The sequence below is a fragment of the Streptomyces sp. DSM 118878 genome (assembly GCF_052936595.1).
Genome location: NZ_CP193622.1, coordinates 6202020 through 6226850 on the forward strand (window position 1 = coordinate 6202020; position 24831 = coordinate 6226850).

General features: G+C 70.8%; 22 protein-coding genes and 1 pseudogene. 16 read left to right on the forward strand and 7 right to left on the reverse strand.

Annotated features, from left to right (window positions below):
• Positions 1 to 54: 54 nt before the first annotated feature.
• The 6 genes from ACRAKF_RS27705 to ACRAKF_RS27730 all read left to right on the forward strand — a co-directional run bounded on the left by ACRAKF_RS27705 (position 55) and on the right by ACRAKF_RS27730 (position 5522).
• Complete coding sequence (locus ACRAKF_RS27705) at positions 55 to 363, forward strand: DUF2469 domain-containing protein (RefSeq protein ID WP_003965949.1); 309 nt, start codon at positions 55 to 57, stop codon at positions 361 to 363.
• A gap of 124 nt (positions 364 to 487) precedes the next feature.
• Entirely contained in the window at positions 488 to 895 is a 408-nt protein-coding gene (locus tag ACRAKF_RS27710; RefSeq protein WP_447040255.1) for a YraN family protein, read from the forward strand.
• Positions 895 to 2514: a YifB family Mg chelatase-like AAA ATPase gene (locus ACRAKF_RS27715; protein ID WP_447040256.1), complete on the forward strand. Its 1620-nt coding sequence runs from the start codon at positions 895 to 897 to the stop codon at positions 2512 to 2514. The genes ACRAKF_RS27710 and ACRAKF_RS27715 overlap by 1 nt, the downstream gene beginning before the upstream one ends.
• On the forward strand, positions 2511 to 3671 hold the full coding sequence (gene dprA / locus ACRAKF_RS27720) for a DNA-processing protein DprA (protein WP_447040257.1): 1161 nt from the start codon (positions 2511 to 2513) through the stop codon (positions 3669 to 3671). Before ACRAKF_RS27715 ends, dprA begins: the two co-directional genes overlap by 4 nt.
• A 344-nt stretch (positions 3672 to 4015) precedes the next feature.
• Positions 4016 to 4858 carry an RNA polymerase sigma factor WhiG gene (gene whiG, locus ACRAKF_RS27725; protein WP_062783716.1) on the forward strand — a complete coding sequence of 281 codons (843 nt, stop codon included), beginning with the start codon at positions 4016 to 4018 and terminating at the stop codon, positions 4856 to 4858.
• Positions 4859 to 4964: 106 nt separating this feature from the next.
• On the forward strand, positions 4965 to 5522 hold the full coding sequence (locus ACRAKF_RS27730) for a TetR/AcrR family transcriptional regulator (RefSeq protein ID WP_447042212.1): 558 nt from the start codon (positions 4965 to 4967) through the stop codon (positions 5520 to 5522).
• A gap of 24 nt (positions 5523 to 5546) precedes the next feature.
• Here ACRAKF_RS27730 and ACRAKF_RS27735 read toward each other — a convergent pair whose 3' ends face one another.
• Positions 5547 to 6092: a murein hydrolase activator EnvC family protein gene (locus tag ACRAKF_RS27735; RefSeq protein ID WP_447040258.1), complete on the reverse strand. Its 546-nt coding sequence runs from the start codon at positions 6090 to 6092 to the stop codon at positions 5547 to 5549.
• Between the two features lie 479 nt (positions 6093 to 6571).
• Between ACRAKF_RS27735 and rpsB the strand changes: the two genes are divergently transcribed.
• The 10 genes from rpsB (at position 6572) to ACRAKF_RS27785 (ending at position 17529) form a co-directional block, all read left to right on the forward strand.
• A complete protein-coding gene (rpsB, locus tag ACRAKF_RS27740) occupies positions 6572 to 7513 on the forward strand; it encodes a 30S ribosomal protein S2 (protein WP_447040259.1) in 942 nt (313 codons plus the stop codon).
• A gap of 101 nt (positions 7514 to 7614) precedes the next feature.
• Positions 7615 to 8451 (forward strand): translation elongation factor Ts, encoded by an 837-nt coding sequence (tsf, locus tag ACRAKF_RS27745; RefSeq protein ID WP_447040260.1) that lies wholly within the window; start codon positions 7615 to 7617, stop codon positions 8449 to 8451.
• A gap of 203 nt (positions 8452 to 8654) precedes the next feature.
• Positions 8655 to 9419, forward strand: a complete 765-nt coding sequence (gene pyrH / locus ACRAKF_RS27750) for a UMP kinase (RefSeq protein ID WP_447040261.1) — start codon at positions 8655 to 8657, stop codon at positions 9417 to 9419.
• Positions 9420 to 9575: 156 nt separating this feature from the next.
• Positions 9576 to 10133, forward strand: coding sequence for a ribosome recycling factor (frr, locus tag ACRAKF_RS27755; RefSeq protein ID WP_447040262.1), 558 nt, complete (start codon positions 9576 to 9578; stop codon positions 10131 to 10133).
• Between the two features lie 32 nt (positions 10134 to 10165).
• Complete coding sequence (locus ACRAKF_RS27760; protein WP_447040263.1) at positions 10166 to 11278, forward strand: phosphatidate cytidylyltransferase; 1113 nt, start codon at positions 10166 to 10168, stop codon at positions 11276 to 11278.
• 157 nt (positions 11279 to 11435) lie between these two features.
• Positions 11436 to 12542 carry a 23S rRNA (adenine(2503)-C(2))-methyltransferase RlmN gene (gene rlmN, locus ACRAKF_RS27765; RefSeq protein WP_447040264.1) on the forward strand — a complete coding sequence of 369 codons (1107 nt, stop codon included), beginning with the start codon at positions 11436 to 11438 and terminating at the stop codon, positions 12540 to 12542.
• Between the two features lie 242 nt (positions 12543 to 12784).
• Positions 12785 to 13867, forward strand: coding sequence for a thiamine ABC transporter substrate-binding protein (locus ACRAKF_RS27770; protein WP_447040265.1), 1083 nt, complete (start codon positions 12785 to 12787; stop codon positions 13865 to 13867).
• A complete protein-coding gene (locus ACRAKF_RS27775; protein ID WP_447040266.1) occupies positions 13843 to 15531 on the forward strand; it encodes an ABC transporter permease in 1689 nt (562 codons plus the stop codon). Before ACRAKF_RS27770 ends, ACRAKF_RS27775 begins: the two co-directional genes overlap by 25 nt.
• Positions 15531 to 16577 carry an ABC transporter ATP-binding protein gene (locus tag ACRAKF_RS27780; RefSeq protein ID WP_447040267.1) on the forward strand — a complete coding sequence of 349 codons (1047 nt, stop codon included), beginning with the start codon at positions 15531 to 15533 and terminating at the stop codon, positions 16575 to 16577. The genes ACRAKF_RS27775 and ACRAKF_RS27780 overlap by 1 nt, the downstream gene beginning before the upstream one ends.
• A 154-nt stretch (positions 16578 to 16731) precedes the next feature.
• The gene (locus ACRAKF_RS27785) at positions 16732 to 17529 is read left to right on the forward strand and encodes a maleylpyruvate isomerase family mycothiol-dependent enzyme (protein WP_447042214.1); all 798 of its coding nucleotides are present in this window, start codon (positions 16732 to 16734) and stop codon (positions 17527 to 17529) included.
• A 50-nt stretch (positions 17530 to 17579) separates the two neighbouring features.
• Here the strand turns inward: ACRAKF_RS27785 and ACRAKF_RS27790 are convergent, their stop codons facing one another.
• From ACRAKF_RS27790 to ACRAKF_RS27815, 6 genes and pseudogenes are all read right to left on the reverse strand, one after another.
• Positions 17580 to 18731, reverse strand: coding sequence for an LOG family protein (locus ACRAKF_RS27790; RefSeq protein ID WP_447040268.1), 1152 nt, complete (start codon positions 18729 to 18731; stop codon positions 17580 to 17582).
• 85 nt (positions 18732 to 18816) lie between these two features.
• Positions 18817 to 19221 carry a VOC family protein gene (locus tag ACRAKF_RS27795; protein ID WP_447040269.1) on the reverse strand — a complete coding sequence of 135 codons (405 nt, stop codon included), beginning with the start codon at positions 19219 to 19221 and terminating at the stop codon, positions 18817 to 18819.
• Positions 19222 to 19326: 105 nt separating this feature from the next.
• Positions 19327 to 20508 carry a hypothetical protein gene (locus ACRAKF_RS27800; protein WP_447040270.1) on the reverse strand — a complete coding sequence of 394 codons (1182 nt, stop codon included), beginning with the start codon at positions 20506 to 20508 and terminating at the stop codon, positions 19327 to 19329.
• 1298 nt (positions 20509 to 21806) lie between these two features.
• A pseudogene (locus ACRAKF_RS27805) lies at positions 21807 to 22529 on the reverse strand (ABC transporter ATP-binding protein); the annotation flags it as partial.
• A 249-nt stretch (positions 22530 to 22778) separates the two neighbouring features.
• Positions 22779 to 24158, reverse strand: a complete 1380-nt coding sequence (locus ACRAKF_RS27810; RefSeq protein ID WP_447040271.1) for an aspartate aminotransferase family protein — start codon at positions 24156 to 24158, stop codon at positions 22779 to 22781.
• Complete coding sequence (locus tag ACRAKF_RS27815; RefSeq protein WP_447040272.1) at positions 24143 to 24688, reverse strand: Lrp/AsnC family transcriptional regulator; 546 nt, start codon at positions 24686 to 24688, stop codon at positions 24143 to 24145. The genes ACRAKF_RS27810 and ACRAKF_RS27815 overlap by 16 nt, the downstream gene beginning before the upstream one ends.
• Positions 24689 to 24831 lie beyond the last annotated feature (143 nt).

A 24831-nucleotide genomic window follows, 5' to 3' on the forward strand; every position in this document is an offset into this window, starting at 1 on the left:
GGCTCTCGGGGCTGACGCACAATAGGGGGACGCACGGCTGAAGGGGAACATGCCATGAGCGCCGAGGACCTCGAGAAGTACGAGACCGAGATGGAGCTGAAGCTCTACCGGGAGTACCGCGATGTCGTCGGTCTGTTCAAATACGTGATCGAGACCGAGCGGCGTTTCTACCTCACCAATGACTATGAGATGCAGGTGCACTCCGTCCAGGGTGAGGTGTTCTTCGAGGTGTCGATGGCGGACGCCTGGGTGTGGGACATGTACAGGCCGGCGCGGTTCGTGAAGCAGGTGCGCGTTCTCACGTTCAAGGACGTGAATATCGAGGAGCTCAACAAGAGCGATCTCGAGCTGCCCGGGGGTTGAGGCTGAGTCGCCGGTCACTCCGGCTGAGTCGCCGGTCATCCCCGGCTGAGGCCCTCGTCAGGGTGACGGAGTTGTCCACAACCGGCGAGTAACGCACCAAGATCCAATAGGTGCGAGCGGATCCGTGACCGTGTGTGTCGGAGGTGGTGCCGACATGAACGCACGTGGAGCACTCGGCAGGTACGGCGAAGAACTGGCCGCCCGGCGGCTGGTGGAGTCGGGGATGACGGTCCTGGCGCGCAACTGGCGCGCGGGCAGGTCCGGCGAGATCGACATCGTGGCCCTGGACGGCGAGGCCCTCGTCGTCTGCGAGGTCAAGACGCGCAGAGCGGGCCTGGCCGGCTCCACGCTGTTCGAGCATCCGATGGCGGCCGTGGGCCCGGGCAAGGCGGAGCGGCTCCGGCGGCTGGCCGAGCGCTGGATCGAGGAGCGCGGCGGCCCACCGCCGGGCGGCGTCCGCATCGACCTCGTCGGCATCCTGCTCCCGCGACGCGGCGCCCCCGTCGTCGAACACGCGCGGGGGGTGGCGTGATGGGCTTCGCGCGTACGTGTTCCGTGGCGCTGGTGGGCGTCGAAGGCGTCGTGGTCGAGGTGCAGGCCGGCCTGGAGCCGGGCGTGGCGGCGTTCACGCTGGTGGGCCTGCCGGACAAGAGCCTGACGGAGAGCCGCGACCGCGTCAGGGCCGCCGTGGTCAACTCGGGCGGTGAGTGGCCGCAGAAGAAGCTCACCGTGGGGCTGAGCCCGGCCTCGGTGCCCAAGGGCGGCAGCGGCTTCGATCTGGCCGTCGCCTGTGCCGTCCTCGGTGCGGCCGAGCGCATCGACCCCAGGGTGCTCGCCGACATCGTCATGATCGGGGAGCTGGGACTCGACGGACGGGTGCGGCCCGTGCGGGGGGTCCTGCCGGCCGTCCTCGCGGCGGCGGACGCGGGCTATGAGCAGGTGGTCGTCCCCGAGTGCACGGCCGCCGAGGCCTCACTGGTGCCGGGCGTCTCGGTACTCGGTGTGCGCAGCCTGCGGCAGCTCGTCGCGGTGCTCACCGACGAGCCGGTGCCGGACGAGGAACCGGAGGAACCAGGGCGACCCGACCCGATGCTCGCGGGCCTCTGCGTCCCCGGCACCGGAGTCGGCACAGGTCTCGGCGGCGCGCTGGACGACGCCCACGCGCTGGAACTGGCGGACGTCGTGGGACAGGCCGCGGCGAGGACCGCCATCGAGGTGGCCGCCGCCGGGGCGCACCACCTCTTCCTGCAAGGTCCGCCGGGCGCGGGGAAAACCATGCTCGCGGAGAGGCTGCCGGCGATCCTGCCGCCGCTGAGCCGCGAGGACTCCCTGGAGGTGACGGCCGTCCACTCGGTGGCCGGCATGCTGCCGCTGGGCAGGCCGATGCTGGACGCCGCGCCCTACTGCGCGCCCCACCACTCCGCGACGATGCAGTCCCTGGTGGGCGGCGGCAAGGGACTGGCGCGGCCGGGCGCGGTATCACTGGCTCACCGGGGGGTGCTCTTTCTGGACGAAGCGCCGGAGTTCAGCAGCCAGGCCCTGGACTCCCTGCGGCAGCCCCTCGAATCGGGTCACGTGGTCATCGCCCGCAGCGCCGGCGTGGTGCGGCTGCCCGCGAAGTTCCTCATGGTGCTCGCGGCCAACCCCTGCCCCTGCGGACGGCACACATTGCTCGGCGACGGCTGCGACTGCCCCGCCTCCGTCATCCGGCGCTATCAGGCCCGGCTCTCGGGCCCACTGCTCGACCGGATCGACCTCAGGGTGGAGGTGGAGGCCGTCACCCGCTCCGAACTGGCGGGCTATGCCACCCGCGGCGAGTCCACCCGGACCGTCGCCGACCGGGTGCGCGCCGCACGGGAGCGAGCGGCGGCCCGGCTGTCCGGCACCGGCTGGCGGACCAACAGCGAAGTTCCCGGACACGCCCTGCGCACCCGATGGCCCGCCGTCCCCGGCGCGCTGGACGCGGCCGAGCTGGACCTGGAGCGTGGCTTCCTCACCGCCCGCGGCCTCGACCGCGTCCTGCGGGTGGCATGGACCGTCGCGGACCTCGCGGGACACGACCGGCCCTGCGCACAGGACGTCGCCCTCGCACTGCAACTGCGTACGGGAATCTCACGCGGCGTCCCGACGGCGATCGGGGCGGCGCGGTGACCGGGGTGGGCCCGCCGACCGACGAGGAGCGACTGGCCAGGGCCGCTTTGACGCGCGTGCTCGAACCCGGCGACACGATCGGCGGCCGGTGGCTGCGCGAGCGCGGTCCGGTCGAGGTGCTGCACGGCCTCCGAGGCGAGAAGCCGCTGCCCGGGGTGAGCGCACGGCGGTGGGAAGGGCTGCGGGCGCGGGCCGCCGAGCCGCGGCCGGAGCGGGACCTGGCGGTGGCGCGGGACGTCGGGGCGCGGTTCGTGTGCCCGGGAGACATCGAGTGGCCTTCCCCGCTGGACGACCTCGGTGACGGGCGGCCGGTCGGGCTCTGGGTGCGGGGCCGGCCCTCGCTGCGGATATGGGCACTGCGGTCGGTGGCCGTCGTGGGCTCACGCGCCTGCACGGGGTATGGCGCGCACATGGCGGCCACGCTCGGGGCGGGGCTGGCCGAGCGCGGCTGGATCGTGGTCTCCGGTGGGGCGTACGGAGTGGACGGCGCCGCGCACCGCGGGGCGCTCGGCGCGGGGGGAGCCACCGTGGCCGTGCTGGCGTGCGGGGTGGACCGGCCCTATCCACGCGGCCACGCCGAGTTGATCGGACGGATCGCGGAACAGGGCCTGGTCGTCGGCGAGTTGCCGCCGGGGGACCATCCGACGCCGAGCCGCTTCATCCAGCGGAACAGGGTCATCGCCGCCCTGACCAGGGGGACGGTGGTGGTCGAGGCCGCGTACCGCAGCGGGGCGCTCGCCACGGCCCGCTCCGCGCAGGAGCTGGGGCGCTTCACCATGGGGGTTCCTGGGCCCGCGACGAGCGGTCTCTCCGCCGGGGTGCACGAGCTGCTGCGGGCAGGCGCTGCCCTCGTGACCGACGCCGCGGAAGTCGTCGAGCTGGTCGGAGGCATGGGCGAGCTGGCTCCGGAGCGGCGCGGCCCCGTGCTGCCGCGCGACCTTCTCGACCCGGGGGCGGCACGCGTCCTGGCGGCCCTGCCCGCGCGGGGGCGGGCGACGGCGCGTGACCTCGCGGTCGGCGGGGGCACGTCCGAGGACGACGCCGTAGGGCGCCTGTACGAACTTCAATCGATGGGGTTCGTCGAACGACACGGCGACGGCTGGCAGTTGACACGCCAGGCGAAGCCGGCCGTCTTCCCCGGCGGAGGTGAATCGTGACCGAGCGTGTTCCGCCGGACGGATGACTCTCGACGGCCCTTGCGGAATGGCCGAGTTGGCGCGTCGATGCCGTCACACACTGCGACGACAGGGACACCTTAGAGGCCCCAGCGGAACGTATCTGCGCACGCTTGAGCCCCCAGCCTTCGCACACTGCGACGCTTCAGTCACGCTACGCTCACGTGCGTTCCGACGCGGAAGGCAGCCAGACGGACAACCTCATTCACTTCACGGACACTTCCCACCGCGGTGGCGGGAGCGGCACCGGCGACGTCACCGCTCCGCGCGACCAGAGCGACCGACGCGACCTCACCCGTACACGGCAGAACGGCTCAAGGCGAAGAATGCCCCAGCACACCTCAGGGTCCGACCGGGCAGCGGTTCCCCCCGCCGCCCGTAGCGGCGAGCAGGAGCGGCCTCCCGCCCCCTCGTCGCTGGACGAGTTGTGGCGCTCGTACAAGGAGACGGGGGACGGGCGGTTGCGGGAGCAGCTGATCCTGCACTACTCGCCGCTGGTCAAGTACGTCGCGGGCCGGGTCAGCGTGGGACTGCCGCCCAATGTGGAGCAGGCCGACTTCGTCTCCTCCGGGGTGTTCGGGCTGATCGACGCGATCGAGAAGTTTGACATCGAGCGGTCGATCAAGTTCGAGACCTACGCGATCACGCGTATCCGCGGCGCGATGATCGACGAGCTGCGGGCGCTCGACTGGATCCCGCGGTCCGTGCGGCAGAAAGCCCGCAACGTCGAGCGCGCCTACGCAACGCTGGAGGCGCAGCTCCGGCGGACCCCCTCGGAGAGCGAGGTGGCCGCCGAGATGAGTATCGCCGTGGAGGAACTGCACGCCATTTTCAGCCAGTTGTCGCTGGCGAACGTGGTGGCGCTGGAGGAGCTCCTGCACGTCGGCGGCGACGGCGGCGACCGTCTCAGTCTGATGGACACGCTCGAGGACCACGCGGCCGACAACCCCGTCGAGGTGGCCGAGGACCGGGAGCTGCGCCGGCTTCTCGCGCGGGCGATCAACACGCTGCCGGAGCGCGAGAAGACCGTCGTGACGCTCTACTACTACGAGGGCCTCACGCTCGCCGAGATCGGCAACGTCCTCGGGGTGACCGAGAGCCGCGTGAGCCAGATCCACACGAAATCGGTGCTGCAGTTGCGGGCGAAGCTGGCGAGTTTCGGGCGTTGAGCGCGCTGAATCGGTCCTGCCGGAGGTGCCCGGCAGGGGGGAGCGGCTCCCGTGCGAGGCGTCCCGTCCGTAAGGTGGAGCTGTGCCAAGGATTCGAGCGGCCTCAGTGGCCGAGCACCGGTCGATGCAGCGCGGGGCCCTGCTGGACGCCGCGCGGTCCCTGCTGTCCGAAGGCGGTACGGAGGCGTTGACCTTCCCCGCTCTCGCCGAACGCACCGGGCTCGCCCGGTCGTCCGTGTATGAGTACTTCCGGTCACGGGCGGCCGTGGTCGAAGAGCTCTGCGAAGTCGACTTCCCCGTCTGGGCGGCCGAGGTCTCGGCGGCGATGCAGGGCGCGGACTCGGCCGAGGGCAAGGTCGAGGCGTACGTCAGGCAGCAGCTCGCCCTGGTGGGCGACCGGCGCCACCGGGCGGTCGTGGCCATCTCCGCGAGCGAGCTCGACGCGGGGGCCCGGGAGAAGATCCGGGCCGCGCACGGCGGGCTCATCGCCATGATCGTCGAGGCGCTCGAAACTCTCGGGCACGAGCAGCCGCGGCTGGCCGCGATGCTGCTCCAGGGCGTGGTGGACGCGGCGGTGCGGCGAATCGAACTGGGCGCGGCGGAGGACCCCGTAGCCATCACCGAAGCGGCGGTCTCCATGGCCCTGCGGGGGGTGCGGGGCTGAGGCCCTGCGGGGGCGCGGCGTCTCTCAGCGCAGGGGTGCCCCCTCGACCGGGAGCAGTCGCGACGGGCCGCGGGTGAGCAGCCAAGGCGGCAGCAGGGCCAGTGGGTCCAGGTAGGTGTCGGCTCTGCGGAGCCCCCAGTGGAGGCAGCTCGCGGGGCAGTGGCCCGTAGGGAGCGCCAGGGTGCCGACCCGCTCGCCCGCGGCGACCTTCGCCCCCTTCTTCAGGGCCGGCCGTACCGGTTCGTACGTCGTGCGCAGCGGAGGGTCGCCCGTGCCGTCCAGTTCCACCGAGACCACGCCCCGGCCCGCGACCTGCCCCGCGAACGAGACCCGGCCGGGAGCCACCGCCCGCACCGGGCTGCCCGGAGGCGCGGCGAGATCCACTCCGCGGTGGCCCGCGCCGTAGCCCGTCGCCGGCGGGTCCCAGGCGCGCAGGACCGTGGGGCGCGTGCCGACCGGCCATGCGGTGGCCGGGGGCGGGTCCGGTGCGGAGACAGGCGCGGGGGCGGGCAGGTTCAGGGCTGTCGCCAAGAGGGCGGCCAGCGTGGTCAGCAGCAGTTGCAGGCGCATTGCTGAACCGTCCCGCGTTCCGGCGCTCCGCGGGGATCATGGTCCGGATCAGTGGACGACCGGCCCGTTGTGCATAACTCCGTCACTCGTCCGAAGACGACGGCCATACCTCGGTGAACGCCCACCTGGGCCCAGCCAGGCACCCGCCCCGCCAGGCACCCGCCCCGCCCATACACCCGCCCCGCCGGAAGCCACCGCCGGAAGCCACCGCCGAAGGCCCCCGTCGAAAAGCCCTTCGAAGCCCTGTCGGCTGGTCACGGGCGGTGGCGTCATCGGGGGCCCCGCGGGTCCCGTACACTTCTTGTGGCGATCCGGGTCACCGGGTCGACTTCGCACGCCCCGACACCAGGCCCTCAAAAGCCGGTGTCAGCGCCCCTCGGTCCCTAGCGGCAAGGCTAGTGGCAAGGCGCACAGCGGGCGTCAGGCGCGAGTGCCGTCCGGCACACGCGGCACAACCGAGAATCTCAAGGAGAACGGCCATGGCCGTCGTCACGATGCGGGAGCTGCTGGAAAGCGGCGTCCACTTCGGTCACCAGACCCGTCGTTGGAACCCGAAGATGAAGCGCTTCATCTTCACGGAGCGCAACGGCATCTACATCATCGACCTGCTCCAGTCGCTGTCGTACATCGACCGCGCCTACGAGTTCGTCAAGGAGACCGTCGCCCACGGTGGCACGGTCATGTTCGTCGGCACGAAGAAGCAGGCGCAGGAGGCCATCGCGGAGCAGGCCACCCGCGTCGGCATGCCGTACGTCAACCAGCGCTGGCTGGGCGGCATGCTCACCAACTTCTCGACCGTCTACAAGCGTCTGCAGCGCCTCAAGGAGCTCGAGCAGATCGACTTCGAGGACGTCGCCGCTTCCGGTCTGACCAAGAAGGAGCTTCTCGTGCTCTCGCGCGAGAAGGCCAAGCTGGAGAAGACCCTCGGTGGTATCCGCGAGATGTCCAAGGTGCCCAGCGCCGTCTGGATCGTGGACACCAAGAAGGAGCACATCGCTGTCGGCGAGGCCCGGAAGCTCAACATTCCGGTCGTCGCGATCCTCGACACGAACTGTGACCCCGACGAGGTCGACTACAAGATCCCGGGCAACGACGACGCGATCCGCTCCGTCACCCTGCTCACCCGCGTGATCGCCGACGCCGTCGCCGAGGGCCTCATCTCCCGCTCCGGTGTCGCCACGGGCGACCAGAAGCCGGGCGAGAAGGCCGCCGGCGAGCCGCTCGCCGAGTGGGAGCGCGACCTGCTCGAGGGCGAGAAGAAGGCTGACGACGCCGAGGCCCCCAAGGCTGAGGACAAGCCGGCCGAGGCCGCCGCTGAGGCGCCCGCCGAGGACACCGCTGAGGCTCCGGCCGTCGAGGCTCCGGCCGCCGCTGAGGCGCCCGCCGCCGAGGCCCCGGCCGCGGACGCCGAGCAGGCCTGACCGCACAGGTTCGGTAGATGACGGCGGGGGCCCGATCGGCCCCCGCCGTTCACCCGTACACCTTCGTAGATCTTTCAGACTCCGAGAGAGAATTTTCGATCATGGCGAACTACACCGCCGCCGACGTCAAGAAGCTCCGTGAGCTCACGGGCGCCGGCATGATGGACTGCAAGAAGGCGCTCGACGAGGCCGAGGGCAACGTCGACAAGGCCGTCGAGGCGCTCCGGATCAAGGGCCAGAAGGGCGTCGCCAAGCGCGAGGGCCGCTCCGCCGAGAACGGCGCCGTGGTCTCCCTCATCGCCGACGACAACACCTCCGGTGTCATCGTCGAGCTGAAGTGCGAGACGGACTTCGTCGCCAAGGGTGAGAAGTTCCAGGCCGTGGCGAACAACCTCGCCGCCCACATCGCCAAGACGTCCCCGGCCGACCTCGAGGCGCTGCTCGCGTCCGAGATCGAGGCCGGCAAGACCGTCCAGGCGTACGTCGACGAGGCCAACGCCAACCTCGGCGAGAAGATCGTCCTGGACCGCTTCGCGCAGTTCTCGGGCGCCTACGTCTCCGCGTACATGCACCGCACGATGCCCGACCTGCCCCCGCAGATCGGTGTCCTCGTCGAGCTGGACAAGGCCGACGCCGACGTCGCCAAGGGCATCGCTCAGCACATCGCCGCCTTCGCGCCGAAGTACCTCTCCCGCGAGGACGTTCCGGCCGAGGTCGTCGAGACCGAGCGTCGCGTCGCCGAGGAGACCACCCGCGCCGAAGGCAAGCCCGAGGCCGCCCTCCCGAAGATCGTCGAGGGTCGCGTGAACGGCTTCTTCAAGGAGGCCACCCTCCTCGGCCAGCCGTACGCGCTGGACAACAAGAAGTCGGTCGAGAAGGTTCTCGCCGAGGCCGGCGTCACCCTGAAGCGCTTCTCGCGCATCAAGGTCGGCATCTGAGTCCGTACCGCGATCGACGGTAGACCCCGCTAGGGTCGACAGCGGTCGCCCGCGCACGGGGATCTCCGCTCAGGGGATACTCGAGCGCGATGTACGACCGCAGGATCTGACGAGGAGGCCATTGCCGAGCATGGGATGCGAACGACACCCCGCCGGCAGTGGCCTTCTTCGCATGTGCGTCAAGTAAGAGAAGCGAGATCACCATGACCACCAAGGCCGACTCCAAGACTGACGACGACGGCAAAGGGGCCGGACGCTTCCTGCTGAAGCTCTCCGGTGAGGCGTTCGCCGGTGGTGGCGGCCTCGGGGTCGACCCCGACGTGGTGCACGCCATCGCCCGGGAGATCGCGGCCGTGGTCCGCGGCGGTGCCCAGATCGCCGTGGTCATCGGCGGCGGCAACTTCTTCCGCGGCGCCGAACTGCAGCAGCGCGGCATGGACCGCGCCCGCTCCGACTACATGGGCATGCTCGGCACGGTCATGAACTGCCTCGCCCTCCAGGACTTCCTGGAGAAGGAGGGCATCGACTGCCGCGTCCAGACCGCCATCACCATGGGGCAGGTCGCGGAGCCGTACATCCCGCTGCGAGCCGTGCGCCACCTGGAGAAGGGCCGTGTGGTCATCTTCGGTGCGGGCATGGGCATGCCGTACTTCTCCACCGACACCACCGCCGCCCAGCGCGCCCTGGAGATCGACGCCGAGGCGCTGCTCATGGGCAAGAACGGCGTGGACGGCGTCTACGACTCGGATCCGAAGTCCAACCCCGACGCGGTGAAGTTCGACGCGCTCGGCTACGGCGAGGTCATCACCCGCGACCTCAAGGTCGCCGACATGACCGCGATCACGCTGTGCCGGGACAACAAGCTGCCCATCCTGGTCTTCGAGCTGCTCTCCGCGGGCAATATCGCCCGGGCCGTCAAGGGTGAGAAGATCGGCACACTCGTGGGCGATCAGGGAAGCCGAGCCTGACCCCAGGGACCTGAACCAGCCTCAAGGAACGTATGCGAGACGTCCCTTGAGGGGATGGACAAAGCCCTGCCGGTCGGACACCGTGCAGGAAAGACACGCGACGCAGCCGGCCATCCCGTGCCGGCCGGGCCTACTCAAGACACGCAGGAGCAAGTGGTGATCGAAGAGACCCTCCTCGAGGCCGAGGAGAAGATGGAGAAGGCTGTCGTGGTCGCCAAGGAGGACTTCGCCGCGATCCGCACCGGCCGTGCGCACCCGGCGATGTTCAACAAGATCGTGGCCGACTACTACGGCGCGCTGACGCCGATCAACCAGCTGGCCTCGTTCTCGGTTCCCGAGCCGCGGATGGCCGTGGTGACCCCGTTCGACAAGAGCGCCCTGCGCAACATCGAGCAGGCGATCCGCGACTCCGACCTCGGCGTCAACCCGAGCAACGACGGCAGCATCATCCGGGTGACGTTCCCGGAGCTCACCGAGGAGCGCCGCCGGGACTACATCAAGGTCGCCAAGAGCAAGGCCGAGGACTCGAAGGTGTCGATCCGCTCCGTGCGCCGCAAGGCCAAGGACACCATCGACAAGGCGGTCAAGGACGGCGAGATCGGCGAGGACGAGGGCCGTCGCGCCGAGAAGGAGCTTGACGACACCACCGCCAAGTACGTCGCTCAGGTGGACGAGCTGCTCAAGCACAAGGAAGCCGAGCTGCTCGAGGTCTGAGGCTCCGGTCCGAGGAATCAGGAAACCGATCCGTGAACGACTCTTCCTGGGGGGCGCCGCCCAGAGCCGGGTACTGGGGGACGCCCGACCAGGGACCCGGTCAGGGCGCGCCCCCGGCAGGTCCCGCGTACGATGCGCAGAACGCGCTGCTTCCGTCCGAGACGCGGCCCATGCCCATCGTGCCTGGCGTTCCCGTGAGCGGCTCACACCAGGTCGGCGACCGGGGGGCCACTCGGATGGGCGGCCCCCCGTTCCGTGACGAGCCCCCGCAGGAGCCCATGCCCAGCGCACCACAGCCAACCCCGGCAGCTCCCCAGCCTCCGCAGAAGAAGAGCGCGGGCCGCGACCTCGGGGCGGCCATAGGAGTCGGCGTGGGGCTCGGCGCGGTGATCGTCGCCTCGCTGTTCATCGTGAAGGCCGTCTTCATCGGTGTCATAGCGGTCGCCGTCGTCGTCGGCCTCTGGGAGCTGACCTCACGGCTCCAGGAGCGCAAGGGCATCAAGGCGCCGCTGGTGCCGCTCGCGCTGGGCGGCGCCGCGATGGTCGTCGCCGGTTACGTCCGCGGGACCGAGGGCGCGTGGGTGGCGATGGCGCTCACCGCGCTCGCGGTGCTCGTCTGGCGCATGATCGAGCCCCCCGAGGGCTATCTCAAGGACGTCACGGCGGGCGTCTTCGCGACGTTCTACGTACCTTTCCTCGCGACGTTCGTGGCGCTCATGCTCACCGCGGACGACGGTCCCCAGCGGGTGCTCACGTTCCTGCTCCTGACCGTGGTCAGCGACACCGGGGCGTACGCGATCGGCTGGCGCTTCGGCAAGCACAAGCTCGCGCCCCGCATCAGCCCCGGCAAGACCCGCGAGGGCCTGTTGGGCGCGGTCACGTTCGCGATGGCCGCGGGCGCGCTGTGCATGGAGTTCCTGATCGAGGGCGGCGCGTGGTGGCAGGGCCTGCTGATCGGCCTCGCGGTCGCGGCGAGCGCCACGCTCGGCGACCTCGGCGAGTCGATGATCAAGCGGGACCTCGGGATCAAGGACATGGGCACGCTGCTCCCGGGCCACGGCGGCATCATGGACCGTCTCGACTCCCTCCTCCCGACGGCCCCGGTGGTCTGGCTTCTGCTGGTCGTCTTCGTGGGGTCGGGCTGATCCGTCGGCGGGGTCGGGGTGCTCCGTCGGCCCCGCGGGGCGGCGGTCCGCTGCTCGCATCACTGTTCGACCGTTTGACCTGCGTAAACGTACGGAGGGGCTCGTTGTCCACAGGGCGGCGGGTCCCTCTTCGTATGTCTGCGACACTGGATGGACCATGCCTGTACCTGGAGAACTCACTTTCGTCGCGCCCCGCGGTGCCAAGAAGCCGCCGCGGCATCTCGCCGACCTCACGCCCGCCGAGCGCAAGGAAGCCGTCGCCGCCACCGGCGAGAAGGCGTTCCGCGCCAAGCAGCTCTCGCAGCACTACTTCGGGCGATACGCCCACGACCCGGCCGAGTGGACCGACATCCCCGCCGGGGCGCGCGAGAAGCTCCGGGAAGCGCTGCTGCCCGATCTGATGTCCGTGGTGCGGCACATCAGCTGTGACGACGACACCACCCGCAAGACGCTCTGGCGGCTCTTCGACGGGACGCTCGTCGAGTCCGTGCTCATGCGCTATCCCGACCGGGTGACCATGTGCATCAGCTCCCAGGCGGGCTGCGGCATGAACTGCCCGTTCTGCGCCACCGGACAGGCCGGCCTCGACCGGAACCTGTCGACGGGCGAGATCGTGCACCAGATCGTGGACGGCATGCGCGCGCTGCGGGACGGTGAGATCCCCGGCGGCCCCGCGCGGCTCTCCAACATCGTCTTCATGGGCATGGGTGAGCCGCTGGCCAACTACAACCGCGTGACCGGCGCCATCCGCCGCCTCACCGACCCCGAGCCGGACGGCCTCGGCCTCTCGCAGCGCGGGATCACGGTGTCGACGGTGGGCCTCGTGCCGGCCATCCACCGGTTCTCCGACGAGGGCTTCAAGTGCCGCCTCGCGATCTCGCTGCACGCGCCGGACGACGAGCTGCGCGACACCCTCGTCCCGGTCAACACGCGCTGGCAGGTGCGCGAGGTGCTCGACGCCGGCTGGGAGTATGCCGCGAAGTCGGGCCGCCGCCTCTCCATCGAGTACGCGCTCATCCGCGACATCAACGACCAGGCCTGGCGCGGCGACCGACTCGGCCGGATGCTCAAGGGCAAGCCGGTGCACGTCAACCTCATCCCGCTGAACCCGACGCCGGGCTCCAAGTGGACGGCCTCGCGGCCCGAGGACGAGAAGGCGTTCGTCGAGGCCATCGCCGCCCATGGGGTGCCGGTGACGATCCGGGACACCCGTGGTCAGGAGATCGACGGGGCGTGCGGCCAGCTCGCCGCCGCCGAGAGGTAGTCTGACGGTCGTACGGGTCCGGTCGTACGGGTCCGTACACACATCTGCATATTCCGACAGGGGAGCGCCACAGCGCTGAGAGTGCGGCACCTTGGACAGGTGGGCCGCAGACCCTCTGAACCTCGCCCAGGTCATTCTGGGTAGGAAGTTCGGGCATTACTCAAGCTGTAGCGCCCTGCCCGCGTGCCACCGGTGCGCGGGCGGGGCCGCGTCTCTTCCTGGTCTCCCAGGAGGACATTTCAGTGAGCATCAACAAGCACCTGACGTTCACCGCCGTCGCGGTGGGCCTCGGACTCGTCGCGCTCTCCGCGTGCGGCTCCGGCAGCGGTTCGGACAAGGCCGACTCCAAGAAGGTCACGCTCGTCACGCATGACTCCTTCAAGGTCTCCAAGGACGTACTGAAGGACTTCGAGAAGAGCTCCGGTTACCAGGTCACCGTCCTCGGGGACGGCGACGCGGGCACCGCCGTGAACAAGGCGATCCTCTCCAAGGACAACCCCCAGGGCGACGTCTTCTTCGGCGTGGACAACACCCTGCTCTCCCGGGCGCTCGACAACGGCCTCTTCCAGCCGTACGAGGTCAAGGGCGCCGACGGCATCGATGCGCGGTACCGGGTCGACGGGGACAAGCACCGGGTGACGCCCGTCGACAGCGGCGACATCTGCGTCAACTACGACAAGAAGTACTTCGCCGACAAGAAGCTGGCGCCGCCGAAGTCCTTCGACGATCTGGTCAAGCCCGCCTACAAGGACCTTCTGGTCACCGAGAACGCCTCGACGTCCTCGCCCGGTCTGGGCTTCCTGCTCGGCACCGCCGCGAAGTACGGCGACAAGGGCTGGGAAGGCTACTGGAAGAAGCTCAAGGCCAACGGCGTCAAGGTCGTCGACGGCTGGGAGCAGGCCTACAACGAGGAGTTCTCCGGTTCCGCCGGCGGCAAGAAGACCAAGGGCGACCGGCCGCTCGTCGTCTCCTACGCCTCCTCCCCGCCCGTCGAGGTGCGCTACGCCGAACCGCAGCCCAAGGAGGCGCCGACCGGCGTCGCCACCGAAACCTGCTTCCGCCAGGTCGAGTACGCGGGCCTGCTCAGCAACGCGGGGAACACCAAGGGCGGCAAGGCGCTCCTGGACTTCCTCGCGAGCGAGAAGTTCCAGGAGGACATGCCGCTGAGCATGTTCGTCAACCCGGTGCGCGAGGGCACGAAGCTGCCCGAGCTGTTCACCAAGCACGGCGTGACGGTCGACGAGCCGCAGACCATGGACCCCCAGAAGATCGCCGACAACCGCGAGCCGTGGATCAAGTCGTGGACCTCGCTCGTACTGAAGTGACGTCCCGCCCCCGAGAGGGGCGTGGCCGGGGGAGCGCGGCGCGGCTCGGTCTGATGGCGCTGCCCGTCGCGTTCTTCGCGGTCTTCTTCGCCTACCCGGTCACGGCGATCGTCGCGCGCGGGCTGCACGTCGACGGCGGCTGGCGGTTCGCGCGGATCACCGAGGTGCTCGGGCAGTCCGACATCCGGCACGTGCTGTGGTTCACCACCTGGCAGGCGCTCGCGTCGACCGCGCTCACGCTGCTGATCGCACTCCCCGGCGCGTATGTGTTCGCGCGCTTCGACTTCCCCGGCAAGCAGGTGCTGCGGGCCGTCGTCACCGTGCCGTTCGTCCTGCCGACGGTCGTCGTCGGGACGGCGTTCCTCGCGCTGATCGGGCGTGGCGGGCTCTTCGACGAGCTGTGGGGCGTGCGCCTGGACACCACCGTGTGGGCGATCCTCCTGGCGCACGTCTTCTTCAACTACGCGGTCGTCGTCCGCACGGTCGGCGGGCTCTGGTCCCAGCTCGACCCGCGGCAGGAGGAGGCCGCGCGGATGCTCGGCGCCTCGCGCTTCACCGCCTGGCGGACGGTGACGCTGCCCGCGCTCGGACCCGCCGTCGCGGCGGCGGCGCTCATGGTCTTCCTCTTCACCTTCACCTCCTTCGGCGTCGTACAGATCCTCGGCGGGCCCGCGTACTCGACACTCGAAGTGGAGATCTACCGGCAGACCGCACAACTGCTCGATCTGCCGGCGGCCGCCGTGCTGACCCTCGTGCAGTTCGTGGCGGTGGGGCTGGTCCTGGCCGTCCACGCGTGGACGGCGCGGCGGCGCGAGAGCGCGCTGAAGCTCGTGGACGCCTCCACCGTCGCGCGCCGCCCGCGCGGTCCTGGCCAGTGGACGCTGCTCGGCCTGGTCATGGCCACGGTCGCCGGGCTGATCCTGCTGCCGCTCGGAGTGCTGATCCAGCGTTCGTTCGCCGGTCCCGACGGCTTCGGTCTCGCCTACTACCGCGAGCTGACCTCGGCGGACGGCGGTGCCTTCCTCGTACCGCCGATCGAGGCGATCTGGAATTCACTCCAGTACGCGCTCGTGGCCACGGCCATCGCGGTCCTCGTCGGAGGGCTCGCGGCGGCCGCCCTCACCCGGCGCGCCGGTCGCCTCGTACGCGGGTTCGACGCACTGCTCATGCTGCCGCTCGGCGTCTCGGCGGTCACCGTCGGCTTCGGGTTCCTGATCACGCTCGACGAGCCGCCGCTCGACCTGCGGGCCACCTGGATCCTGGTGCCGCTCGCCCAGGCCCTGGTAGGCGTGCCGTTCGTCGTACGCACCATGCTGCCCGTCCTGCGCGCGGTCGACGGGCGGTTGCGCGAGGCGGCGGCCGTGCTCGGCGCCTCGCCGCTGCGGGCGTGGCGGGAGGTCGACCTGCCGATGGTGCGGCGGGCGCTGCTGATCGCCGCGGGGTTCGCGTTCGCCGTGTCGCTCGGCGAGTTCGGGGCGACGGTGTTCATCGCGCGGCCCGACAACCCGACGCTGCCGGTCGCCGTGGCGCGGCTGCTCGGCCGTGCCGGTGATCTCAACTACGGGCAGGCGATGGCCCTCTCCACGATCCTCATGGTGGTGTGCGCGGTGTCCCTGCTGCTTCTCGAACGCCTTCGGGCCGACCGCACCACGGGAGAGTTCTGATGAGGACCGCCCTGCCGAGGACGACCGCCCTGCTGAGTCTGCGGGAGGCGACGGTCCGCTTCGGGGCGCGGACCGTGCTCGACGCCGTCGACCTGGAGGTCGCCGAGCACGAGATCGTGTGCGTACTGGGTCCCAGCGGCAGCGGTAAGTCGACGCTGCTGCGGGCCGTGGCCGGGTTGCAGGGCCTTGACGCGGGGCGGATCGAACTCGACGGGCGTGACCAGCGCGGCGTGCCCGCGCACAAGCGGGGCGTCGGCCTGATGTTCCAGGACCACCAGCTCTTCCCGCAGCGTGACGTGGCGGGCAACGTCGCCTTCGGGCTGCGCATGCGAGGCGCCTCGCGCGGCGAACAGGCCGACCGCGTCGCCGAACTGCTTGAGCTGGTCGGGCTGCCGAAGGCGCAGCGGCGCGCGGTGGCCTCGCTGTCCGGCGGTGAACAGCAGCGGGTCGCGCTGGCCCGTGCCCTCGCGCCCAGGCCACGGCTCCTCATGCTCGACGAGCCGCTCGGCCAGCTCGACCGCTCGCTGCGGGAGCGCCTGGTCGTCGAGTTGCGGGAACTCTTCGGCGAGCTGGGCACGACGGTGCTCGCCGTCACGCACGACCAGGGCGAGGCCTTCGCGCTGGCCGACCGCGTGATCGTCATGCGGGACGGGCGGATCGCCCAGTCCGGCACGCCCCTGGAGGTGTGGCAGCACCCGGCCGACGAGTTCGTGGCGCGCTTCCTCGGCTTCGACAACATCACCGAGGCGACGGTCTCGGGCGGGGGCGCCGAGACGGTGTGGGGCAGGATTCCGGTGCCGGGCGGCACTCCCGCCGGGCGGTGCGGCTTGCTGGTGCGCCCGGCCGGCGTGCGGCTCGTGCCCGCCGACGAGGGGCTGCCCTGCGAGGTGACGGCACGGACGTTCCGCGGCACCCATGTCGCCGTGCACCTCCAGCCGAAGGAGGGCCCGCGCCTGGAGGCGGCGTGCACGCTGCGCGAGGCGCCCGAGGTGGGGGACCGGGTGGAGATCGCGTTCGACGCGGGGGATGTCGTCGTACTGGGGTGAGCGCTCGGACCGCCGGGACCGCCGGGACCGCCCGGACCGCTGGGGCAGGTGGCGTGAGCCACGGGGGAAGCGAGGGCAGCGGGGGATGTGGGGGGGCGTGGGGAAAACGTGTGTGTCGTTGAGTGTGATTCGATCTAGAGTTCGATCCATGACGATGACGAAGGCCCTCGGTCACGACCGCTACTGCGATGAAGTCGCCCACCAGATCGACCTGTTGAGAGCCACGCTGAACGGCGCCGACCTCTCCGTCACGGTGCCGACCTGCCCCGACTGGACGCTCGCGCAGCTCGCGCGGCACATGGGCGGCGCGGTGCGCTGGAGCGAACGGCTGGTCGCGACCCGTGCCGAGCGGAACATCCCGGACGAGGACGTTCCGGCCGCCGGCGGGCCGGAGGGCGACGACCCGGCCGCGCTCGACGCCTGGCTGGCGGAGACCGCCGCGCTCGGCGCGAAGACGTTCCGTCACGCGGGTGCCGACGCCTCCGCGTGGTCGTGGACCGACGACCACACCGCCGGGTTCTGGGCGCGGCGCATGACGCACGAGCTGGCGATCCACCGTGCGGACGCCGCGATCGCCGCCGGGGTCGCGTACGAGCTGGCGCCGGACGTGGCCGCCGACGCGATCGACGAGTGGCTGGACATCGTGCGGTTCGTCCAGCGCTCCGACCCCGACGACAGCGCGGCCGAGCTCAAGGGCGCCGGGCGCGGTTCCGTACATCTGCACGCGACCGACGCCCCCGAGGGTCTCGACGCCGAGTGGCTCATCGAGTTCGGCGACGACGGTTTCACCTGGCGCCGCGGCCACGCGAAGGCCGCGGTCGCGCTCCGCGGGCCGCTCACCGAGGTGCTGCTCGCCTTCTACCGGCGGCGACCGGTGGACGGCGGACAGGTCGAGGTCATCGGAGACCGCGAGCTGCTCGACTTCTGGCTGGAGCGCGCGACGTTCGCCTGAGCCACACGAGCCGCCGCGAGCCGCTGTGGCGCCGCGCGGCCACGCCGGTTCTACGAAGTGCCGGCGTGGCCGGACAGCAGCGAGGCGAGGGCGTCCGGCGCCTCCTCCACCGTGTCGACCAGCGCGATCCGCGGCTCCATCGCCCTGCCGCGGGCCAGCGACCGGAGCAGGGGCCAGACCGGGAGGTGGTCCGTCCAGTGCGCCCGGTCGACCAGGACCATCGGGGTGGGCTCGCCGCGCGACTCGTAGTAGTTCGGGGTGGCGGTGTCGAAGACCTCCTGGACCGTGCCCGCCGCTCCGGGCAGGAAGACCACGCCCGCGTTCGAACGGGCCAGGAGTCCGTCCTCACGGGTGGCGTTGGCGAAGTACTTGCCCAGGTGGGAGGCGAAGGCGTTCGGCGGCTCGTGGCCGTAGAACCAGGTGGGGATGCCGACCGACGTGCCCCCGGAGGGCCGGCGCTCGCGGACCGCGAAGGCCGCGCGCGCCCAATCGGTCACCGACGGCGTGAACGACGGCGTCTCGCCGAGGATGTCGAGCGCCTCGTCCAGCATGGCGTCGTCGAAGACGGCCGCGTACGCGCCGAGGTTCGCCGCCTCCATGGCGCCGGGGCCGCCGCCCGTCGCGACCGTGAATCCCGCGCGGGCCAGCGAGCGGCCGAGCCGCGCCGCACCCGCGTAGGCGTCCGTGCCGCGCTTCATCGCGTGGCCGCCCATCACGCCCACCACGCGCGCGCCGGCGAGCAGTTCGTCCAGGGCGTCGGAGATCGAGTCGTCGTGGATGGCACGGAGCATCGACGACAGGACGTCCCCGTCGGCCTTGGTGCGCTGGAACCACTCGTAGGCGTGGGCGTCCGGGGTCGCCTCGTAACCGCCGTCGGCCAGGCCCGCGAACAGGTCGTCGGGGGAGTAGAGCAGGCCCCGGTACGGGTTGAACGGCAGTCCGGGGACCGGCGGGAAGACCAGCGCGCCGGAGGCCCGGACCTTCGCCGCCGCCTCCTCGTCCATCGGGCAGCCGAGGAAGACGGCGCCCGTGACGTCCGCGGCGAGGAGCGCCGAGGTACGCTCCGTCAGGTCGACGGCCTGGACGCGGCTCCCGGCGAGCGCCCCGCGTCCGCAGACCTCGTCGAACTCGGCGAGGGTCTCGATCTCACGGTCGTCGCCGGGCTGTTGCAGGGCGGATGCGTGTTCGGAAGTCGGCTGCATCCGCCCATGCTAAGCAGCACCACTCAGGGCGATCTCCGACAGCCCCGCGCTCTGTAACCCCGCGCTCTGTCAGCCCCGCGCTCTGTCAGTCCTGCACCTGGGAGGGGTCCATCCACATGATCTCCCAGGTGTGCCCGTCCAGGTCGTCATAGGCGCGGCCGTACATCGTGCCGTAGTCCTGGACCTTGCCCGCCGTGCCGCCCGCGGCGATCGCCTTGTCGACCAACTCGTCGACCTTCTCGCGGCTCTCGGCGCTCAGGCAGAGCAGCGTCTCGCTGGTCTTCGTGGCGTCCGCGATCTCCTTGTGCGTGAAGTCCGCGTAGCGCTGCTTGCTCATCATCATCGCGATGATGGTGTCGCTGATGACGACGCACGCGCAGTCGTCCGTGGAGAACTGCGGGTTGATGGTGTACCCGAGGCCGGTGAAGAACTTCTTCGTCGCGGCGACGTCGTTCACGGCGAGGTTCACGAAGATCATCTGCTGGTACATGAGCGGCTCCCGGTGAGTGCGGTGAGTGTGTGTGCTGTACGGAGACTTAGACATCCGTTCGACACAGAACTCATCGCCGGTCGCGAAGTTTTTTCGTACGGATTCTCAACGGGCCAGCGGCAGCGCGGCCAGCTCCGCGACAGCCCAGGTCAACGGGGCGAACAGGGCGGTGAGCGCAGCCGCGCGGAGCGCCGCGGAGCCGCGCAGCGCCGTCGCGGGCGCGCCGAACCGCAGCAGGGCCCGCGTGGTCCGCGTACGGGACTGCCTGGCCTCGACGGCGGCCGTGGCGAGGGTCAGCACGGCGCATCCCGTGACGAGCAGCGCGCCGAGCGCCGTGAGCGGCCCGATGCCGGTGCGCGGTCCCGCGTACAGGGCGACCGAGGCGTACGCCCCCGAGCACACCGCGCACAGCACGCCGAGCGGACGCCCGATGCGCCGTGCCTCCTCCTGGAGGACGCGCCCCGCGAGCAGCCGCACCGCGCCGGGCCGGGCGGCCTGGAGCAACCGGCCGCAGAGGTAGGTGAGGCCGGGCCCCGCGAGGGCGAGGCCGAGCGCGGTCAGCGCCCAGCCGCCGAGGACGCCCGCCGGGTTGCCGGCGGCGCCCCCCGGGATGCGGAAACCGGAGCCGCCGGGCGAGCGGCCCGCGTACGTCTCCACGGCGAGGCCCGCGGCCAGCAGGGCGATGCCCCACGGCAGACCGCCGGGCGGGGAGGCGGGGGCGTCCGGCGGCTCGGCGGCCCCGGCGTCCCCGGCGTCCTTCTCGTCGGTGGTGGTCCTCTCGGCGGGGCGCGGACGCAGGAGGGCGGCGCTCACGGCCGAGGCGACGAAGGGGACCACGGTGAGCAGGGTCAGGACGGCACCGAGGGGCAGCGGCAGCTTGGCGGCGAGCAGCCCGGCGGCGGCGCCGTCGAAGGGCAGCCCCGACAGGTCGCCGCGCAGGTGCAGGAAGACGAGCAGCGCCACCACGGAACCGAGCGTGCAGGCCACGGCCGTGGAGATCGCGGCGAACACCATCAGTCGCGCGGGACCGAGCCCCACTCCCGAGAGCCCTGCCCGCGGCTTGTTGCCGGGGTCGGTGCGGGCCACGGCGACGGCGAAGTAGACGGTCGCGGTGATCGGCGCGACGCACCAGGCGAGGCGTGCCACGGCACCGGCGCCCGGGTGCTCCATCGCGTACGCCAGGGTGCAGAGCAGCAGGAAGCCGGTACCGGCGGACGCGGCGGCCACCAGGAGCCGCCGCATCTGCACCAGTGGGCGGGCGCCGCGGGCTAGACGGAGAGCGAGCACGTGGCCCGGCCTTCCACGTCGGCCCCGGAACGCCCGCTCCCGGGACTCCCGTCACCACCGCCTGCGACGGTGCCTGCGGCTGCGGCCTCGGCTGCCGGGGGGCTTGGGGTGCCGGTGGGACCGGCGGGGCCGGCGGGGCCGACTGGGTCGGCTGGTCCAGTGGGGCCGCCTAGGCCGGCGGCGCTGGCCGTGACTGTGGCGCTTTCGGGGGCTTCGGGGGCTTGGGGAGCTTGCGGGGCCTGGGGGACCTGCTGGGCCTGGGGAGCCTGTTGGGGTTGGGGGGCTTGCTGGGGTTGGGGGGTCTTAGAGGGTTCGGGGGTTACGGGGCTTACGGGGGGCACTGGGGCTTCGGGGGGCTCAGCGGCGTCCGGGGCCTCGGTGACCTTCGGGGTCTCTGGTGCCTCTGGTGCCGCAGCAGTCTCTGAGGCCTCGGCAGCTTGCGGGGCCTCGACGGACTTCGCGGTCTCTGCCGCTTGGGGGGCCTTGGTGGTCTCCAGGGATCCGGCGTTCTCCGGGGGCTCAGCAGGCTCAACTGCCCCGGAGGCCTTGGAGACCGCCAGGGTCTCAGCGGCCTCTGGAGTCTCAGCAGAGCCTGAGGCCTCAGGGTTCTCGGGAGCCTTAGCAGCGTCCAGCAGCGCACTGACCTCTGAGGGTTCACTAGCCTCGGAAGCCTCCGGCACCGCAGCAGCGCCCGAACCCTCGGCAGCCCCGGAAGTCTCAGCTGACTTCGCGGTATCAGCAGCCTCCGGCATTTCCGTAGCCTCGGAGGCTGCATAAGCTTCCGAGGCTTCAGCAGCATCCGAAGCCTCCGGCGCCGCAGCAGCCTCCTGGGTCTCAGCCGTCTTCGGGACCTCGCCGCCCCCCGGGACCTCGCCGACCCCCGAGGCTTCGGCGGTCTTCGGGGCCTCGGCGACTTCCAGGATCTCAGCAGCCTCCGGCACCGCAGCCGCCCCCGAGGCCACAGCAGCCCCCAGGGACTCAACGGTCTCCGGGGCCTCGGTAACCCCCGAGGTCTCAGCGGCCCCCGGGGTCTCGTCGACGGCCTCCAGGGCCTCGGCAGCCGCCGGCGTCGCTGCCACCTCCGGGGCCACCGCGGCCCCATGGACCGCAACCGCCTCCCAGGCCGCAGCAGCCCCCGAGGCCGCAGCCGCCTTCGACACAGCAGCAGACCCCAAGCTCCGAGCGACCTCCAAAGCCCCCGAAGCCCCCGAAGTCTCCGAAGTCTCCAGAGCCTCCGCAGCCTCCGCAGCCCCCGATCCCTCCGCAGCCCCCGACGCCTCCCCCAGCTCCATAGCGCCCGAAGCACCCGCACCTCCAGGAGCCCCCGGAGCCCCCACACCCCCCGTACTCACACGCCGTCCGTCCAGCAGCGTGATGGTTCGGTCGGCCAGGACCGGGACCTCGGTGTCGTGTGCGGTCAGGACGACCGTGATGCCGTGTGTGCGGGCCGCGGTCGTCAGGGTGCGGAGTACATGGGAGCTTTCGGCGCGGTGGAGCGGCGCCGTGGGCTCGTCGGCGAAGAGCACGGACGGCGTGGTGATCAGCGCGCGGGCGACGGCGACGCGCTGGCGCTCCGCATGGCGGAGGGCGTGCGGCCGCTGGCGGGCGCAGCCGCCGATGTCGAGGCGGTCGAGCCACTCCTGCGCGGCCGCCCGGGCGGCCTTGTGCGCCTCGCCGCGCAGCATCAGTGGCAGGGCGACGTTCTCCCAGGCGGTGAGCTCGGGAACGAGATGGGGTTCCGGATCGATCCAGCCGAAGCGCTCGCGGCGCAGCCGTTTGCGTCTGTGTGCGCGCAAGGTGTGGATGGGGCTGCCGTCGAACCAGACCTCGCCCTTCTGGGGCCGCAGCCGGCCCGAGAGGGCATGCAGAAGTGTCGTTTTTCCACTGCCGCGCGGGCCGTTGACGACGAGGATCTCGCCCTCGCGGACACCGAGCGAGACGCCGGTGAGGGCAGGGGAGCCGTTGTGTGTGACGTGCAGTTCGCGTGCCCACAGCACGTCGTTGTCCGGCGGGGCCACCATGGCGTACACCTCGGTTCAGATCAGCTCGACTCCCCTGCACGGGGGAACGAAGGCGGGGCCGATCGGTCACTTGGCACGCTAGGTATCCGGGCGGACCTGCCCGGAAAAGACGTGGCCCGGGGGCGCCCGTTCTCACTCGAACGGGCGCCCCCGGGGACGTTGTAGATCACTCGATCACACGAGCCTCAGCACCTACGAGCCTCAGCACCTACGAGCCTCAGCACCTACGAAGCTCAGCACCTACGAAGCTCAGAGCTTGGTCCAGGCCTCCGTGAGGACCTGCCGCAGGATGCCCTCGATCTCGTCGAACGTGTCCTGGTTCGAGATCAGCGGCGGCGCGAGCTGGACGACCGGGTCGCCGCGGTCGTCGGCACGGCAGTACAGGCCGTTGTCGTAGAGCGCCTTGGAGAGGAACCCGTACAGGACGCGCTCGGTCTCCTCGTCGTTGAAGGTCTCCTTGGTGGCCTTGTCCTTCACGAGCTCGATGCCGTAGAAGAAGCCGTTGCCGCGGACGTCGCCGACGATCGGCAGGTCGTGCAGCTTGCGCAGGGTCTGGTAGAACGCGTCCTCGTTGTCGAGGACGTGCTGGTTGAGACCCTCCTTCTCGAAGATGTCGAGGTTGGCGATGCCGACCGCGGCCGAGACCGGGTGGCCGCCGAAGGTGTAGCCGTGCAGGAAGGTGTTGCCACCCTTGTAGAACGGCTCGGCGAGCTTGTCCGAGATGATGCAGGCGCCGATCGGGGAGTAGCCCGAGGTCATGCCCTTGGCGCAGGTGATCATGTCCGGGACGTAGCCGAACTTGTCGCACGCGAACATCGTGCCGAGGCGGCCGAAGGCGCAGATGACCTCGTCGGAGACGAGCAGCACGTCGTACTTGTCGCAGATCTCGCGTACGCGCTGGAAGTAGCCGGGCGGGGGCGGGAAGCAGCCGCCCGCGTTCTGCACCGGCTCCAGGAAGACGGCCGCGACGGTCTCCGGGCCCTCGAAGAGGATCTCCTGCTCGATCTGGTCGGCGGCCCAGCGGCCGAAGGCCTCGGGGTCGTCGCCGTGGATCGGGGCGCGGTAGATGTTGGTGTTCGGCACCTTGTGCGCGCCGGGGACCAGCGGCTCGAAGGGGGCCTTGAGGGCCGGCAGACCGGTGATGGACAGGGCGCCCTGCGGGGTGCCGTGGTAGGCCACCGCGCGGGATATGACCTTGTACTTCGTGTGGTTGCCGGTGAGCTTGTGGTACTGCTTCGCCAGCTTCCACGCGGTCTCGACGGCCTCGCCGCCACCGGTGGTGAAGAAGACCTTGTTGAGGTCGCCCGGCGCGTAGTCGGCGAGGCGCTCCGCGAGCTCGACGGCCTTGGGGTGGGCATAGCTCCACACCGGGAAGAAGGCCAGCTCCTGCGCCTGCTTGTAGGCGGTCTCGGCGAGCTCGTGACGGCCGTGGCCCGCGTTGACGACGAAGAGCCCGGACAGACCGTCCAGGTACTTCTTGCCCTTGTCGTCGTAGATGTAGGTGCCCTCGCCACGCACGATGGTGGGCACGGGTGCGTTCTCGTAGTCCGACATGCGGGTGAAGTGCATCCACAGGTGGTCGTACGCGGTCTGGCTGAGGTCCTTGCTCACGGCTATCGGGTTCCCCACATATAGGTCTGCTTCTTGAGCTTGAGGTAGACGAAGCTTTCGGTGGAGCGCACGCCGGGGAGGGCGCGGATGCGCTTGTTGATGACCTCCAGGAGGTGGTCGTCGTCCTCGCAGACGATTTCCACCAGGAGGTCGTACGAGCCCGCGGTCATCACCACGTACTCGGCTTCCGGCATGGCGGTCACCGCGTCCGCGACGGGGTCGAGGTCCCCCTCGACCGTGATGCCGACCATCGCCTGCCTGCGGAAACCCACGGTGAGTGGGTCCGTGACGGCGACGATCTGCATCACGCCCTGGTCGAGCAGCTTCTGGACGCGCTGGCGCACGGCCGCCTCGGAGAGGCCCACGGCCTTGCCGATGGCGGCGTACGGACGGCGTCCGTCCTCCTGGAGCTGCTCGATGATCGCCAGGGATACGGCGTCCACGGAGGGGGTGCCGTTCCCATTGCCGCTGCCGCCCGGGTTTCCGGAGCGGGAGCCGCGAAGGCTGCTGGGGTCTGCGCTGCGACTGGCCACGCCCTCACTCTGCACGACGTCTCGTCACTTCCGCAAGGTCGAACCGATGAAATCCGTTGTCTGTGACCTCACTCGTAACGGATTCCGCAGCTACAGGTCGCTGGGTATGTTGAAAGCGTCGGTGCAGCGACTAGTGTGGGTGTCTCATCCACTGGACA